This window comes from Meiothermus sp., assembly GCF_026004115.1.
GTDB lineage: Bacteria > Deinococcota > Deinococci > Deinococcales > Thermaceae > Meiothermus.
In genome coordinates this window covers 1,978,436-1,992,104 of sequence record NZ_BPIM01000001.1, presented here as the reverse complement: position 1 = coordinate 1,992,104, position 13,669 = coordinate 1,978,436, and the positions used below count along the sequence as shown (strand labels likewise).

Below are 13,669 nucleotides of genomic sequence, written 5' to 3'. Positions count from 1 at the left end.
GAATCCACAAAAAGCATCCTTGATGTTACCATGCGCTCGAGGTATGAAACCCAAGGTCTGTCTGGTGGTGGGCATGGGGCGGGGCATCGGGCTGAGCGTGGCCCGACGCTTTGGCCGGGAGGGGTATCGGCTGGGTCTGGTTGCCCGCAGCGAAACCAACCTGGAGAACTATGCGGGCGCCCTCGAGCTCGACGGTTGCACGGTCAAAACCTTTCCCACCGACATCACCCGCACGCCGCAACTGATTTCAGCGGTAAGGGAAACCGAAAAGCAGCTTGGCCCCATCGAGGTTTTGATTTACAACGCCTATGCCTCGGCGGACAGCCGGGCTTCGGAGCTCAGCGTGGAAGCCCTCGAGGACACCCTCAAGGTCAACCTGTATGGGGCGCTGGTGGCGGCCCAACTGGTGATCCCCGGTATGCTCTCGCGCCGCAAAGGCACCCTCCTCTTTACCGGGGGCGGCCTGGCCCTGAACCCCGCGCCCGACTTGGCCGCGCTCTCCATTGGCAAAGCCTCGCTACGCGCCCTGGTGGGTGCGCTCAGCAAGGAGCTCTACCACGAAGGCATCCACGTAGCCACCGTGACCATTGCAGGCCAGGTGAAGCGCAACACCCCCTTCGACCCCGACCTGATTGCCGAAAAGTTCTGGGAGCTGCACGCCCAGCCGCCCGGCCGGTGGAAGACCGAGGTGGTCTACCAGGGATGAAGCGCTTTTGGCAGCCACACCAGTCTGTAGGCCATCCTCGGCCAAAGGCGCAGGTCGCCCCATTCCTGGTCTTCTGCTCGGGATTTTTCGCAATCCATCAGGTAGTGGCAGCGGGGCCTGTGCATAAAGCAAAACCGCTCCTTCCTCCCCCAACGGGGGAGGCTTGGAGGGGGCCTAATACCCGTCTAGTTCGCCTGCCTACAAGCATTTTTTTGCAACACCGGCTGTCTAAAGCGTACTTAGCTGAGATTTGCAGGGGTTTATGCACCGACCCTGGTAGTAGCGGAGCTAAGATACAGTAACCGACGAAGTTACATGCAGTTCATCTGACTGGACAGCCTATACTCTTCAGGTGTGAGCCGCTCTGTATCCAATACCCTCTCCCGCCTGGTGGAATCGGCACCGTTCAACCGCTTGGTAACCGTCATCATCCTATTTGCGGCGGTGCTGGTGGGCCTCGAGACCTATCCCGCCCTGATGGAGCGCTTTGGCCCTACCCTCCACCTGCTCAACAACCTGGTGCTGGCCCTGTTTGCCCTCGAGGTGCTCCTGCGCATGGCGGCCCTCTGGCCCCGGCCTCTGCACTATTTTCAGAGTGGCTGGAACGTGTTCGATTTCGTCATTGTGGCCCTTAGCCTGCTGCCGGGCCTGGGAACGTATGCGGTAGCGGCCCGCCTGCTGCGGCTCTTGCGCGTGCTGCGGCTCATCCGCACCCTGCCCGACCTTCAGATTATTTTGGGTGCCCTGCTCAAAAGCATCCCCTCCATTGGCTGGGTGCTGGTCTTGATGATGCTGCTGCTCTACGTCTATGCGGTGGCCGGGGTGTTTTTGTTCGGCCAGGGCGACCCCTTCCACTTCGGCAATCTGCACACCGCCCTGCTCACCCTCTTCAGCATCCTGACCCTGGAGGGCTGGGTGGATATCCTCCGCATCCAGTATTTCGGCTGCGACCGCTTCGAGCTGCCCGACCCCGCTTTGTGTACCCAGCCCAAAGCCCAGCCCCTACTGGCGGTGGTGTACATGGTCTCGTTTGTGCTGCTGGGCACGCTGGTGTTCTTGAACCTGCTGGTAGGCATTGTGGTCAACAGCATGGACGAGATGCGAAAAAGCCTGCAAGAAACCCGGCTTCCCCCACCCGGAAGCCTCGAGCAGCAGGTGCAAGAGGTACAGGCCAGGCTGCGCGAGGCGCAGGGAATGCTGGAGGCCCTGGTCAAAACTCAGGATTAACCAGATCGGTGTCCACCCCTGGCGAAAGCACTGCCGGATGCCCCAGCACCCGCCCCAGAGCGGTAATCTGGCCCTTGTGGTGGAACTCGTGGGTGATGGGATGCAGCAGCAGCCAGCGCTGGCTCACCTTGGCCTTCCAGCCCTTGCGTGGATGCGTCCACTCGTATATCTGGTCGAGCTGGTTAAATGTTTGCAGGGCCTGTTCGACCACCGCATCGGCTTGAGCAAAGACCTTTCTCATGGCCGCTACATCGGGCACCTCCGACCCCTGGATTGGGGCCTGGGGCTTGCCCAGGCCCACCGTACCCACCCACCACAAGTAGCAGTCAGCCACGTGGGCGTGCAGGTTGCGCATGCTGCCAAAGGCAAAATCGGGGCGCTCCTGGGTATAGATTTCCGGCGGCAGCGAGGTGCAGTAGCCAAAGAGGATTTCGCGGGAACGCCGCACCCAACCATAAAAAACCCGCAGGTCATTGTTCATAGCACAGGATACCCCCGCCCGCTGTGGTATACCAGTAGCAAATGGCACATCCGTATGCGATTCACCCCCAGACGCCCTGGCAGCGTTTTGGGGTTTGGGCCTTGCGAATGCTGGGCTGGACGGCGGTGATGGCTCCGCCTCCCGGAAAAAAGTTCGTGCTGGTAGGCTACCCCCACACCTCCAACTGGGACTTTCTCTATGCGCTTTTGTGGGGCATGGCTTCGGGCACGCGCTTTCGCTGGGTGGGCAAAAAACAGCTTTTTCCCCCGGTGTTGGGGGTGGTGATGCGCTGGCTGGGGGGCATCCCGGTAGACCGCTCCAGAGCAGGCGGCGATTTTGTGAAGCAGGTAGCCCGCATCTTCGACCAGCACGACAACCTCTGGGTGGTGGTGGCCGCCGAGGGCACCCGCAGCCGCGCCCCTTACTGGAAAAGCGGGTTTTACTACATGGCCCTGGAGGCCAATGTGCCCATTGCACTGGCCTACATTGACTATAGCCGTAAAGAGGTGGGCATCGGAGGGTACTTCACCCCCAGCGGCAACATTGAGACCGACTTTGAGCAAATCAAGGCTTTTTACGCCGACAAAGTAGGTCGTGACCCCAGCAAACAAAGCCCCATTCAACTAAAACCCAAAGAGGAAGCTGAAAGCTAAATGCTAAAGGCTGTTTGTTGACGGTCTTCCAGTAGCCCGAGAGTTCTGATTCCAAGGTGTCTCGGTAAGGCATCACCTATCGGACAGGTGGCATCCGCGTTATCCTGGTAGGCAGTGACCGTTTATGCTAGAGAAACTTGCATCCCTAGAAGCCGAGTACCAGACGCTCGAGCGGCAACTGGCCGACCCGGCAGTACTCACCAACCCATCGGAGTATCAGCGCATCAGCAAGCGCTATGCCGAGATGGGGCATCTGGTAGAAACCATTCGCGCCTACAAAGAAACCCTGGCCCACCTCGAGGAGGCCCGTGAACTGCAGTTCGACCCCGAGTTGGGCGAGATGGCCCAGGCCGACATCGAGGCCCTGGAACCCAGGGTAAAGGCCCTCGAGGCCGAGCTCGAGCTCTTGCTGCTTCCCAAGGACCCTATCGATGAGAAAAACGTCATTGTGGAAATTCGGGCCGGCACCGGGGGCGAGGAGGCCGCGCTGTTTGCTGCCGAGCTGCGCGACATGATTATGGAGTATGCCCGGCGGGGCGGCTATAAGGTCGAACTCCTGGACACCTCGCTCACCGACTTAGGGGGGGTCTCCAAGGTCTCCTTCGAGGTGACGGGGCCGGGGGCTTATGGCTACTTGAAATACGAGGCCGGGGTACACCGGGTGCAGCGGGTGCCCGCCACCGAGACCCAGGGCCGCATCCACACCTCCACCGCGACCGTAGCGGTGATGCCCGAGGCCGAGGAAGTCGACGTGCAACTCGACCCCGCCGATCTGGATATTACCGTCTCGAGGGCCTCGGGGCCGGGCGGGCAGGGGGTCAACACCACCGACTCGGCGGTGCAGGTCTTGCACAAGCCTAGCGGCATAATTGTTTCCTGCATGGAGTCGCGCAGCCAGATCAAGAACAAGGAAAAAGCCCTCTCCATCCTGCGCTCGAGGCTCCTGGAGATCAAACGGGCCGAGGAGGCCGCCCGCCGCCGCGAAGACCGCCTGGCCCAGATTGGGGCGGGCGAGCGCTCGGAGAAAATCCGCACCTACAACTTCCCCCAGTCGCGCGTTACCGACCACCGCATCGGCTTTACCACCCACGACCTGGAAGGCGTACTCTCGGGCGACCTCTCCAAGCTGCACGAAGCCCTGCGCAAGGCCGATCAGGAACGCCAGCTCGAGGCCCTCTCCAGCGCACCCAAGTCCGCCTAGGGCGTGAAAGGCGGTCTGTATGCATGGGTTGCGACGTGACCTATTGGTAGCCGCGGCTATCCTGCTGGACAAGCAGGGACGGGTTTTGCTGGTCGCCAACGACTGGAGCCGCCGGGGCAGGGTGCGCTATACCCTGCCGGGTGGCATGGTCGAGGCTGGGGAGACCATCCCGGCTGCCATCGCACGAGAGGTACAGGAAGAAACAGGCCTCCGGATCCGAGGCATTCAACACCTGGCGTATGTAATCCAGGTAGAGGATGCCCGTAAGAGCGAACGCACCATCGCCATGGCTTTCCGTGCCGATTACGAGGGCCTGCTCAACCCCAAAGACCCCGATGGGCACATCGTGGAGGCCCGTTTCTTCACCGCCGAGGAGGTAGCCGTCAAGCTGGATGAACACCGCCCCCTCCTGGAGCCCCTGATGGACTACCTGCAGGGCGAGCGGGGCAGATTCTATGCATACTCGAGCTGGGGGAGCGAAGGAATCAGGGTTTGATAAGAAACCTGCCTGTTGCATTCCATTTTGCCCTGGCAAAAGACCTCCTTTTCCTCCCCCAGCGGGGGAGGTCAGGGGGGCAGTGCCCATCCGCGGAACCCTCTAAGTGCGCCCACATTAGATTTTTGCGGTGACGGTCTCGGCGAAAGAAGTGGCCGGTGTTTAAAGCAGCGCGGCTTATGGGCTCCCCTTTTCGGGTAGAGCAAATTCCTAACGTTGTCGTACTTAGCAAAACTTTTTCTTTCCAGCAGTGGCATTTTGGGTGACTGTTCGGAAAATTAGGAACGAAATAAACGGATTTCTTATGGCCAAAGGCTAAAGGCCCCACACAAGGCTAGAAGCTCAAAGGACGAGCCCAGTGGGCTATCAAATAACCCCGGCTCTGCCGTGCTGGCCCGTACAGTATGCTTTAGTGCGGTGTCTGCTGACCCCACGGCATTTGAGGTGAAGCATGGTGGCAGTCATTCTTTCAGGTGGGGCCGGTACACGCCTGTGGCCGGTCTCGAGGGAACAGTACCCCAAACCCTTCATGAAACTACCCGACGGGCAAAGCCTGTTGCAAAAAGCCTTCTTGCGGGCCGCACGGGTTGGAGCTCAGCGGGTGCTCACTGTTACGGGCCTGGAGTATTACTACAGCACCGCCAGTGAGTACGAGGCCCTGGGCATGCCCGAAGTGCAGACCTCGTTTGTGGTCGAGCCCCTGCGCCGCAACACCGCCCCCGCCATTGCCATGGCCGCTTTGTGGGTTGCCGAGCACAACCCCGATGAGGTCATGCTGGTGCTCTCGGCCGACCACCTCATTTTGCGAGAAGAGGCCTTTGCCCAGGCGGTCACTCAGGCCCAGGCCATCGCCCAAGAGGGCTATCTGGTGACATTTGGCATTCAGCCTACCTACCCGGCCACCAATTTTGGCTACATCGAGCAAGGTCTACCTCTACAAGATGGCGCATATCGGGTTGCCCGCTTCGTGGAAAAGCCCGACCAGCAGACTGCCGAGGCTTATCTGCAAACCGGGCGCTTCTTCTGGAACGCAGGCATTTTCTGCTTCAAGGCGACCACCTATCTGCAAGCCCTGGAGCACCTCCAGCCCGATATGTACAAAGCAGCGCTGGACTGCTGGCAGGGTAGCGAGAAGGGGGACGTGGCCTATCTGGATGCAAACCTCTTCAAACAGGTTCCCAGTGAGTCGGTGGACTATGCGGTCATGGAAAAAGCCGCGCAGGTAGCAGTAGTACCCGCTGATCTGGGCTGGAGTGATCTGGGCTCCTGGGACGCTGCCGCTTTGATGGTGCCGCCGGATGCAGCGGGCAACCGGGTGTTTGGCGAGGCGGTTTTGCTCGAGACCACCAATACTTTTGTCCAGACTGAAGACCGTGTGGTAGCGGTAATTGGTGCCAGCGATCTGGTGATCGTGGATACCCGCGATGCCCTGCTGGTGGCCCGGCGCGATAAAGTACAGGACGTAAAGAAGGTGGTGGAACAACTCACCCACTCCAAGCACGACACCGTACGCCGCCACCGCACCATCCGGCGGCCCTGGGGAAGCTACCTGACGCTGGAAGAAACGAGTGGGTTCAAAATACGGCGGGTGGTGGTCAAGCCGGGCCAGGCCCTCTCCAACCACCTGCACCACCACCGCAGCGAACACTGGACGGTGTTGCGAGGTACGGCCCAGGTCTGGCTGGACGGCAGAGCACAGATGCTAAGGCAGGGCGAATCGGTCAGTGCCCTGGCCGGAGTTGCCCATCAACTCATCAACCCCGGACTGCTGGATCTGGTCTTGATTGAGGTACAAACCGGCGAGTACCTGGGCGAAGACGATGTCAAGCGGCTGGAAAGCTATGTATAAGCTGGAAAACGTGAACTTTGTCCCCCACTTTCACTCTACCGTAACGCTGCGGCGTAAAACTGACGCCTGTGAGGCAGCTTCTCTATCTGTGCTGTGATATTTGGCGGTTGGGTCTGGCAGAGAGCCTTGTAAACTAAATAATACCAGATTCGGTTAGTTCGTCACTGAACAGTGACGAACTAACCCGACTGAAAGGAGTGCTCTGGGATTCAAAAAGATAGCCTCTGGATTTTTTGGTTTGAATGACTATCTTTTTGAATCCGGTGTAACAGCTTTGCAATATTCCATGCCACAACTGTATGGATTACAACGAGAGGGGTAGAGCATGAAAGCTATGAAAGTCGCTGTCATCGGTACTGGATACGTAGGCATTACCACTGGGGTCACGCTGGCTTACATTGGCCATCAGGTAACCTGCGTGGATGTGGATCTCAAGAAGCTGGCCCTTTTACGCTCCGGCAAGGCGCACATTTACGAGCCGGGCCTCGAGGAACTCATGCACCTATCCCGCGAGCGCCTTAAGTTCACCGACGCCTACGCCGAAGCCGTACCGGATGCCGACGTGATCTTTGTTGCGGTAGGCACCCCCTCGGCCCCCGATGGCAGCCCCGACCTGCGCTATGTGCAGGCGGCTGCCGAGGGCATCGGTCAGCACCTGAACAGCAAGTTCACGGTAATCGTGAACAAATCCACCGTACCCATTGGCTCGGGTAACTGGGTGGAGTCGCTGGTACAAAGCGCTTACGAGGCCAAGAACGGCAAGAAGGCTAAGGGCAACTTTGCGGTGGCTTCTAACCCCGAGTTCCTGCGCGAAGGCTCAGCCATCTACGACTCGCTCTACCCCGACCGCATCGTGGTGGGCGCCGAGCGGGAGGAAGCCCTCGAGACCCTCTACAACCTTTACCGTCCCCTGATTGAGCAAAGCTTTCCCGAGCCCGCTTTCCAGCCCCGTCCCAATGCCATGAAAGCGGTGCCGCTAATCTCCGCCGACCTGGCCTCTGCCGAACTGATCAAGTACGCTGCCAACGCCTTCTTATCGGTCAAGATCAGCTTCATCAACGAGATTGCAGCCCTGGCCGAGCGGGTAGGTGCCGATGTGACCCAGATTGCCCGTGGCATCGGTCTGGATAGTCGCATTGGGCCCCGTTTTCTTCAGGCCGGAATCGGCTGGGGCGGTAGCTGCTTCGGCAAGGACACCGCTGCGCTGGTCTCGACCGCCAAGGAGTACGGCCTCTCGATGCCCATCGTGCAGGCAGCCCGCGAGGTGAACTACCGCCAGCGCGAGCGTATCGTGGAAAAACTGCAGCGCGAACTCAAGATCCTCAAGGGCCGCACCATTGGCCTGCTGGGCCTGGCCTTCAAGCCCAATACCGACGACCTGCGCGATTCTCCGGCCCTGGATATCGCCCAGCGTCTCATCAAGCAGGGGGTCAAGGTGCGCGTCCACGATCCTATCGCCCTAAAGCAGGCCAGGGAACAAAACCCCGACCTGGCCGTGGAGTATTGCGAGAGCGTGATGGACTTGGCCGAGGATGCCGATGCAGTGGTGCTGGTTACCGACTGGGCCGTCTACCGCGACCTCGACTGGGAGGGCATGGCCAGGGTCATGAAAAAGCCCCTGGTGGTGGACGGGCGCAACTTCCTCGACAAGCGGCGCCTGGAAAAAGCCGGTTTTCAGCATGTGGGGGTGGGCACAGGCACCAACCCGCAGCTGGTCACGGCGGAAGGTTAGGGGTGGGCCGGGTTTGTAGATCACTTGCAGAATGGCCGGGAGCCGAAGTTAAAAGCACAAAGAAAATTCCTCCCAACTGCGACATGCGATTCATGCACGGGGTTGAACCAAAGAAAAAAATCATAATCCGGCTTTGCAGGAAAGGGTAAAAATGCGAATTCTCATTACTGGCGCAGCGGGTTTTCTGGGGAGTCACCTCTCAGAGCGGCTGCTGCTCGAGGGTCACGAAGTGGTGGGCATAGACGATTTCAGCAGCGGCCAGCCGCGCAACATCGAGCTGCTCTCTCGTTATCCCAGGTTTCACTTTGTCCAGGCCGATGCTTCCAAGCCCCTCCAGATAGCAGGGCCCCTGGATTGGGTGATGCACTTCGCCTCGCCCGCCTCCCCCCCGCGCTACCTGAAGCTGCCTATCCAGACCCTACTGGTCAACGGCGAAGGCACCCGCCATCTGCTCGACCTGGCTGTCGAAAAGGGTGCGAAGTTTTTCCTGGCCTCCACCTCCGAGATCTACGGCGACCCCCTGGTACACCCCCAGCCCGAGACCTACTGGGGCAACGTGAACCCGGTGGGGCCGCGCTCCATCTACGACGAAGGCAAGCGCTACGCCGAGACCCTTACGGTGGCCTACCAAGAGGCCAAAGGGGTCTCGACCCGCATCATTCGGATCTTCAATACCTATGGGCCCCGCATGGACGCCGAAGATGGGCGGGTGGTCACCAACTTCATTAGCCAGGCCCTGCGCGGCCAGCCCCTCACCATCTACGGCGACGGCAGCCAGACCCGCAGCTTCCAGTACGTAGACGACCTGATCGAGGGCATCCGCCGCCTGATGGACGTGGAGTACCATCAGCCGGTGAACCTGGGCAACCCCGAGGAATACACCATGCTCCAGTTGGCCGAGCTCATCCAGGAACTGGTAGGTTCCAAGATGCCCCTCGAGCACAAACCACTCCCCCAAGATGACCCCCGCCAGCGCCGCCCCGATATCAGCCGCGCCAAAGCGCTGCTGGGCTGGGAGCCCCGGGTGCCGGTACGCGAGGGCCTGACCCACACCATCGCTTACTTTAGGAGCCTTCAGGCAGCGGCTTCGCATTAGGAATGGGCTGTGGGAAGATTTTTTGATTCAGCCATGATCGAGGTGCTTTGATGAACGTTCTGGTTGTGGGAGGGGCGGGCTATATCGGCAGCCACACCGCTAAAACCCTGAAGAAAGCCGGACTAACCCTGTGGTGTTTGATACCAGATCCGGTTATTCGTCACTGAACAGTGACGAACTAACCCGACTGAAAGGAGTGCTCTGGGATTCAAAAAGATAGCCTCTGGATTTTTTTGTTTGAATGACTATCTTTTTGAATCCGGTATGACAACCTCAGCACCCCCCACCGCTGGGCAGTGCGTAGAGACCGCCTGGCGCTTTGCGGAGGGTAGAGCACAGTAGCCCACCAGCCGCCGCTGGATTATTAAAAAAGCACTTTCCTCGTCCGGCCAGTATTTGGCCGGGTAGCCTCATTCATTTTCCGCAGGGCACTTGACAAAGATTTAGTCTTGCCTAAAAATAAAATCCCATTTATGAAGGCTTGCCTAAATACAACGGGCGGGTCTTGAGGGAGAGCACATGTACAAGTTGACCAACCGAACCCCACTCTCTGAAGCCCAGGAAGACTACCTGAAGCAGGTGCTGCTCCTGGGCAGCGGAGGCGAGGGCCCTGGCCGATTGGAAGATACCCATCCGGTGTCCACCCAGTCGCTGGCCGATCAGATGCAGGTCAAGCCCGCTTCGGTCACGGGCATGCTGAAAAAACTGGCCGAGCTGGGGCTGGTGGAATACGAGGCCTACCGGGGCGTGCGGCTCACCGAGGCGGGTTACCGGGTGGCCCTCGAGGTACTCCGCCACCACCGGCTGATCGAGGCCTATTTGCATGAGGCCCTGGGCTATGGCTGGGAAGAAGTGCATGCCGAAGCAGAAAAGCTCGAGCACCACATCTCCGAAGCCTTCGAGGAGCGCATTGCCGAGTGGCTGGGCCACCCCTCCCACGACCCCCACGGCGACGCCATTCCCAGCGCAACCCTCGAGCTGCCCCCCACCACCCCCAACCGCCGCCTGAGCGCTTTGGAGCACGGTGTACGTGGCCTGGTGGCCCGGGTCGCTACCCAGGATCAGGACGCGCTCAACCTGCTGGCCCACCTGGGCCTCAAACCCGGCGCTGCGCTTCAACTGCTGGAGCAGGTAGCCGAGGGCAGCCGCATCCAGGTCGGAAAAGAGCGCTATCTGCTTCCCATGAGCCTGGCCAAGGTGCTGTGGGTGCACCTCGAGGGAGGCCCCCATGATGGATAAACAGCGGTGGCTTTCTGTGCTGAGCCTGCTAATACTGACCCCCTGTCTTTTTCAAGCTAGAGCCCAGCAGGACAAAATTGCCCAACTCCAGCCGGTGCAGCAAATACCCCTCCAAATCGTGGCAACCGTCAATTTCGTTACCGACCTGGTACAGCAGGTCGGGGGCAACCGCGTGCGGGTCGAAGGCTTGATGGGGGCCGGGGTAGATCCCCACCTCTACAAGGCATCGGCGGGGGATGTGCGCAAACTGCAGCAAGCCCACCTGATTTTCTACGCGGGGCTCCACCTGGAAGGAAAGATGGTCGAACTCCTCGAGCGCCTGCCCAGGGCCATCGCGGTCAGCGATGCCATTCCGCGCGAACGGCTGATCCGGCCCCCCGGGGGTTTTGGGGGGCAGTACACCTACGATCCGCACGTCTGGTTCGATGTCACCCTCTGGAAGCTAACGGTAACTCGCGTGCAGGATGCACTGAGCCAGATAGACCCAGTCGGAGCGGCCTACTATCGGGCCAACGCCGCGGCTTATGGTCGTCGCCTCGAGCAGCTCGATGCCTTCATTCGCCAGCAAATCGCGCAAGTTCCCGCCCAGCAACGGGTGATGATCACCGCCCACGACGCTTTCGCCTACTTTGGGCGGCGCTATGGCCTCGAGGTGCGCGGCCTCCAAGGGGTCTCGACGGTGAGCGAGGCCGGAACCCGCGACGTGCAGCAACTGGCCGATTTTATTGTCCAGCGAAGGATTCGTGCCGTCTTTGTGGAGTCCAGCGTGCCCCAGAGGGCCATGGGGGCGGTGGTGGCCGCCGTGCGGGCTCGAGGCTGGAATGTGGCGGTAGGGGGCCAACTCTTTTCTGACGCTGCCGGCAACCCGGGCACCCCCGAAAGCACCTATGTGGGCATGATGGAACACAACGTCCGCACCATTGTGAGCGGGCTCCTGGGGAGGCAGCTATGACCGCCCAACCCACCCCCTCTGCCCGGCGTTCAGCGCCTGAAGCTCCAAGCCCCCTGAGCGTGCGCGACCTGACGGTGGTCTACCGCGAAAAGCCGGTGCTGTGGGACGTAGATCTGGAGGTGCCGCCCGGGCAGCTATGCGCCATTGTCGGCCCCAACGGGGCGGGCAAATCCACCCTGATTAAGGCCGTGCTGGGGCTGGTGCCCAGAGCCTCCGGACAGGTTGGGTTCTTCGGACAGACCTTAACCGAAGCCCGCACCCGAATTGGCTATGTACCCCAGCGGGGCACGGTGGACTGGGACTTCCCTACCAGCGTGCTGGATGTGGTGATGATGGGGCTCTATGGCAAGTTGGGCTGGTTCAAGCGGCCCGGTAAGCACGAACGCGAGGCAGCCATGCACTGCTTAGAGCAGGTCTCGATGAGAGAATTCGCCCATCGGCAAATCTCCCAACTTTCCGGCGGACAACAACAACGGGTCTTCCTGGCCCGTGCGCTAGCCCAGGACGCCGACCTCTATTTTATGGATGAGCCTTTTGCCGGAGTAGATGCCGTCACCGAGGACGCCATTTTGAAGGTGTTGCATGAGCTCAAAGGTCATGGAAAAACCGTGGTGGTCGTGCACCACGACTTAGAAACCGTGCGGGCCTACTTCGACCACCTGACCCTGCTCAACGTACAGGTGATTGCAAGCGGGCCCATGCACGAGGTCTTCACCGCTGAGAACCTGAGACAAACCTATGGCGAACGTATGATGGCAGCTTCTTTGCCCATAGCCCATCGTGGATAGCCAAAAGCGAATATGAAAGTGCAACAAAGTATTCGTCCTGTGCGTGCAAGAACCCTCATTCCAAGCATCACGCAGCCCAACAAGGCACCGGGTACTGCAATGAGCCGAAAATAATATGTTTGAACTTGTATCCCAAATCTTCACCGACTATACCCTGCGCAATGTGGCCCTGGGTTCGGCTCTGTTGGGCGTGATTGGCGGGGTGCTGGGGGCTTTTACCATGCTGCGTCGGCAGAGTTTGCTGGGTGATGTGCTGGCCCATGCGGCGCTGCCGGGTATCTGTCTGGCCTTTATCCTCACGGGCTCCAAAGTACCCCTCATTTTGCTCCTGGGTGGGGGCTTGGCCGGTTGGCTGGCTTCTTTGGGGGTGCTGGCCGTGTTGCGCCATAGCCGGCTGCCCGAAGACGCGGCCCTGGGCGTGATGCTGAGCAGCTTTTTCGGGTTTGGCATTGCCCTCCTGACCTTTATCCAGCACAGCAACAACGCCAACCAGGCGGGGCTGGATCAATTCATCTTCGGGCAGGCTGCCACCATCGTGGCCTCGGATGTATTGAACTTTATGGTGCTGGGGGGGCTGGCCCTCTTCACCGTAGGTCTTTTCTACAAAGAGTTCAAGCTCCTTTCCTTCGACCCCGAATATGCCCATAGCCTGGGCCTGCCGGTGCGCGGCCTGAGCACCCTGCTCACTTCACTGACGGTGCTGGCCGTAATGGTGGGGCTGCAAACCGTGGGGGTGGTCTTGATGGCGGCCATGCTGATTGCGCCGGCGGCGGCAGCCCGTCAGTGGACGGATCGACTCAGCACCATGATTGGGCTCTCGGCGCTGTTTGGCGCCTTGGCCGGGGTGAGCGGGGCCCTGGTCTCGGCCAGCCGCGAGAACCTGCCCACCGGCCCTTTGGTCATTCTCTCCATTAGTGCAATTCTGCTGGTTTCGCTGTTCCTGGCCCCCTTGCGTGGGCTGGTGTGGGACGGGGTTCGTACCCGACAAAACCGCCGCCGGATTTTCCTCGAGCGCCTTCTCCTGGACGCCCATGTGCTGCACAACCACGATGTCCTGACCCCCCAGACCCTGGCCCATCACCGCCGCGAGTCGCTGGCAGCAGCACAGCGGCATCTGGAAATGTTGCGGACTCGAGGCTGGGTACAGCCAAGCCGCACAGGCTACGCGCTGACACCGGCCGGCCATCAAAAAGCCCACGAACTAGAACAGGCCATGCGGGTTCTGCCGAAAACGCTCGAGGGCGCCTGA

The 13,669-nt window shown here is 60.2% G+C and carries 14 protein-coding genes; 13 read left to right on the top strand and 1 reads right to left on the bottom strand.

Annotation, left to right across the window (positions count from 1 at the left end; all coding sequences use genetic code 11):
- Positions 1 to 43: 43 nt before the first annotated feature.
- The gene (locus Q0X23_RS09620; protein ID WP_297860087.1) at positions 44 to 706 is read left to right on the top strand and encodes an SDR family NAD(P)-dependent oxidoreductase; all 663 of its coding nucleotides are present in this window, start codon (positions 44 to 46) and stop codon (positions 704 to 706) included.
- 354 nt (positions 707 to 1,060) lie between these two features.
- Positions 1,061 to 1,933, top strand: a complete 873-nt coding sequence (locus tag Q0X23_RS09615; protein ID WP_297860086.1) for an ion transporter — start codon at positions 1,061 to 1,063, stop codon at positions 1,931 to 1,933.
- Here the strand turns inward: Q0X23_RS09615 and Q0X23_RS09610 are convergent.
- The gene (locus Q0X23_RS09610) at positions 1,917 to 2,414 is read right to left on the bottom strand and encodes a DinB family protein (protein WP_297860085.1); all 498 of its coding nucleotides are present in this window, start codon (positions 2,412 to 2,414) and stop codon (positions 1,917 to 1,919) included. The two genes, Q0X23_RS09615 and Q0X23_RS09610, sit on opposite strands and share 17 nt — an antisense overlap.
- Before the next feature lie 41 nt (positions 2,415 to 2,455).
- Here Q0X23_RS09610 and Q0X23_RS09605 point away from each other — a divergent pair, with 41 nt between their 5' ends.
- The 11 genes from Q0X23_RS09605 (at position 2,456) to Q0X23_RS09555 (ending at position 13,669) form a co-directional block, all read left to right on the top strand.
- Entirely contained in the window at positions 2,456 to 3,067 is a 612-nt protein-coding gene (locus Q0X23_RS09605) for a lysophospholipid acyltransferase family protein (RefSeq protein ID WP_297860084.1), read from the top strand.
- Between the two features lie 124 nt (positions 3,068 to 3,191).
- Complete coding sequence (gene prfA / locus Q0X23_RS09600) at positions 3,192 to 4,268, top strand: peptide chain release factor 1 (RefSeq protein WP_297860083.1); 1,077 nt, start codon at positions 3,192 to 3,194, stop codon at positions 4,266 to 4,268.
- A 28-nt stretch (positions 4,269 to 4,296) separates the two neighbouring features.
- A complete protein-coding gene (locus Q0X23_RS09595; protein WP_297861202.1) occupies positions 4,297 to 4,764 on the top strand; it encodes an NUDIX hydrolase in 468 nt (155 codons plus the stop codon).
- A gap of 451 nt (positions 4,765 to 5,215) precedes the next feature.
- Complete coding sequence (locus tag Q0X23_RS09590; protein WP_297860082.1) at positions 5,216 to 6,613, top strand: mannose-1-phosphate guanylyltransferase/mannose-6-phosphate isomerase; 1,398 nt, start codon at positions 5,216 to 5,218, stop codon at positions 6,611 to 6,613.
- 334 nt (positions 6,614 to 6,947) lie between these two features.
- Positions 6,948 to 8,345, top strand: a complete 1,398-nt coding sequence (locus Q0X23_RS09585) for a UDP-glucose/GDP-mannose dehydrogenase family protein (protein WP_297860081.1) — start codon at positions 6,948 to 6,950, stop codon at positions 8,343 to 8,345.
- Between the two features lie 151 nt (positions 8,346 to 8,496).
- Complete coding sequence (locus Q0X23_RS09580) at positions 8,497 to 9,441, top strand: UDP-glucuronic acid decarboxylase family protein (protein WP_297860080.1); 945 nt, start codon at positions 8,497 to 8,499, stop codon at positions 9,439 to 9,441.
- A gap of 50 nt (positions 9,442 to 9,491) precedes the next feature.
- Entirely contained in the window at positions 9,492 to 9,608 is a 117-nt protein-coding gene (locus Q0X23_RS09575; protein ID WP_297860079.1) for an NAD-dependent epimerase/dehydratase family protein, read from the top strand.
- A 352-nt stretch (positions 9,609 to 9,960) separates the two neighbouring features.
- Positions 9,961 to 10,680, top strand: a complete 720-nt coding sequence (gene mntR, locus Q0X23_RS09570; RefSeq protein WP_297860078.1) for a manganese-dependent transcriptional regulator MntR — start codon at positions 9,961 to 9,963, stop codon at positions 10,678 to 10,680.
- Positions 10,670 to 11,632, top strand: a complete 963-nt coding sequence (locus tag Q0X23_RS09565) for a metal ABC transporter solute-binding protein, Zn/Mn family (RefSeq protein ID WP_297860077.1) — start codon at positions 10,670 to 10,672, stop codon at positions 11,630 to 11,632. Before mntR ends, Q0X23_RS09565 begins: the two co-directional genes overlap by 11 nt.
- A complete protein-coding gene (locus Q0X23_RS09560; protein WP_297860076.1) occupies positions 11,629 to 12,420 on the top strand; it encodes a metal ABC transporter ATP-binding protein in 792 nt (263 codons plus the stop codon). Before Q0X23_RS09565 ends, Q0X23_RS09560 begins: the two co-directional genes overlap by 4 nt.
- 115 nt (positions 12,421 to 12,535) lie before the next feature.
- On the top strand, positions 12,536 to 13,669 hold the full coding sequence (locus Q0X23_RS09555) for a metal ABC transporter permease (protein ID WP_297860075.1): 1,134 nt from the start codon (positions 12,536 to 12,538) through the stop codon (positions 13,667 to 13,669).

What these genes read in the sequence shown, in the direction of transcription:
- Q0X23_RS09585 (WP_297860081.1), top strand. Translation starts at nt 6,948, where the DNA reads ATGAAAGTCGCTGTCATCGGTACTGGATACGTAGGCATTACCACTGGG.
- Q0X23_RS09620 (WP_297860087.1), top strand. Translation starts at nt 44, where the DNA reads ATGAAACCCAAGGTCTGTCTGGTGGTGGGCATGGGGCGGGGCATCGGG.
- Q0X23_RS09555 (WP_297860075.1), top strand. Translation starts at nt 12,536, where the DNA reads ATGTTTGAACTTGTATCCCAAATCTTCACCGACTATACCCTGCGCAAT.
- Q0X23_RS09560 (WP_297860076.1), top strand. Translation starts at nt 11,629, where the DNA reads ATGACCGCCCAACCCACCCCCTCTGCCCGGCGTTCAGCGCCTGAAGCT.
- prfA (WP_297860083.1), top strand. Translation starts at nt 3,192, where the DNA reads ATGCTAGAGAAACTTGCATCCCTAGAAGCCGAGTACCAGACGCTCGAG.
- Q0X23_RS09575 (WP_297860079.1), top strand. Translation starts at nt 9,492, where the DNA reads ATGAACGTTCTGGTTGTGGGAGGGGCGGGCTATATCGGCAGCCACACC.
- Q0X23_RS09580 (WP_297860080.1), top strand. Translation starts at nt 8,497, where the DNA reads ATGCGAATTCTCATTACTGGCGCAGCGGGTTTTCTGGGGAGTCACCTC.
- Q0X23_RS09610 (WP_297860085.1), bottom strand. Translation starts at nt 2,414, where the DNA reads ATGAACAATGACCTGCGGGTTTTTTATGGTTGGGTGCGGCGTTCCCGC.
- mntR (WP_297860078.1), top strand. Translation starts at nt 9,961, where the DNA reads ATGTACAAGTTGACCAACCGAACCCCACTCTCTGAAGCCCAGGAAGAC.
- Q0X23_RS09565 (WP_297860077.1), top strand. Translation starts at nt 10,670, where the DNA reads ATGATGGATAAACAGCGGTGGCTTTCTGTGCTGAGCCTGCTAATACTG.
- Q0X23_RS09590 (WP_297860082.1), top strand. Translation starts at nt 5,216, where the DNA reads ATGGTGGCAGTCATTCTTTCAGGTGGGGCCGGTACACGCCTGTGGCCG.
- Q0X23_RS09605 (WP_297860084.1), top strand. Translation starts at nt 2,456, where the DNA reads ATGGCACATCCGTATGCGATTCACCCCCAGACGCCCTGGCAGCGTTTT.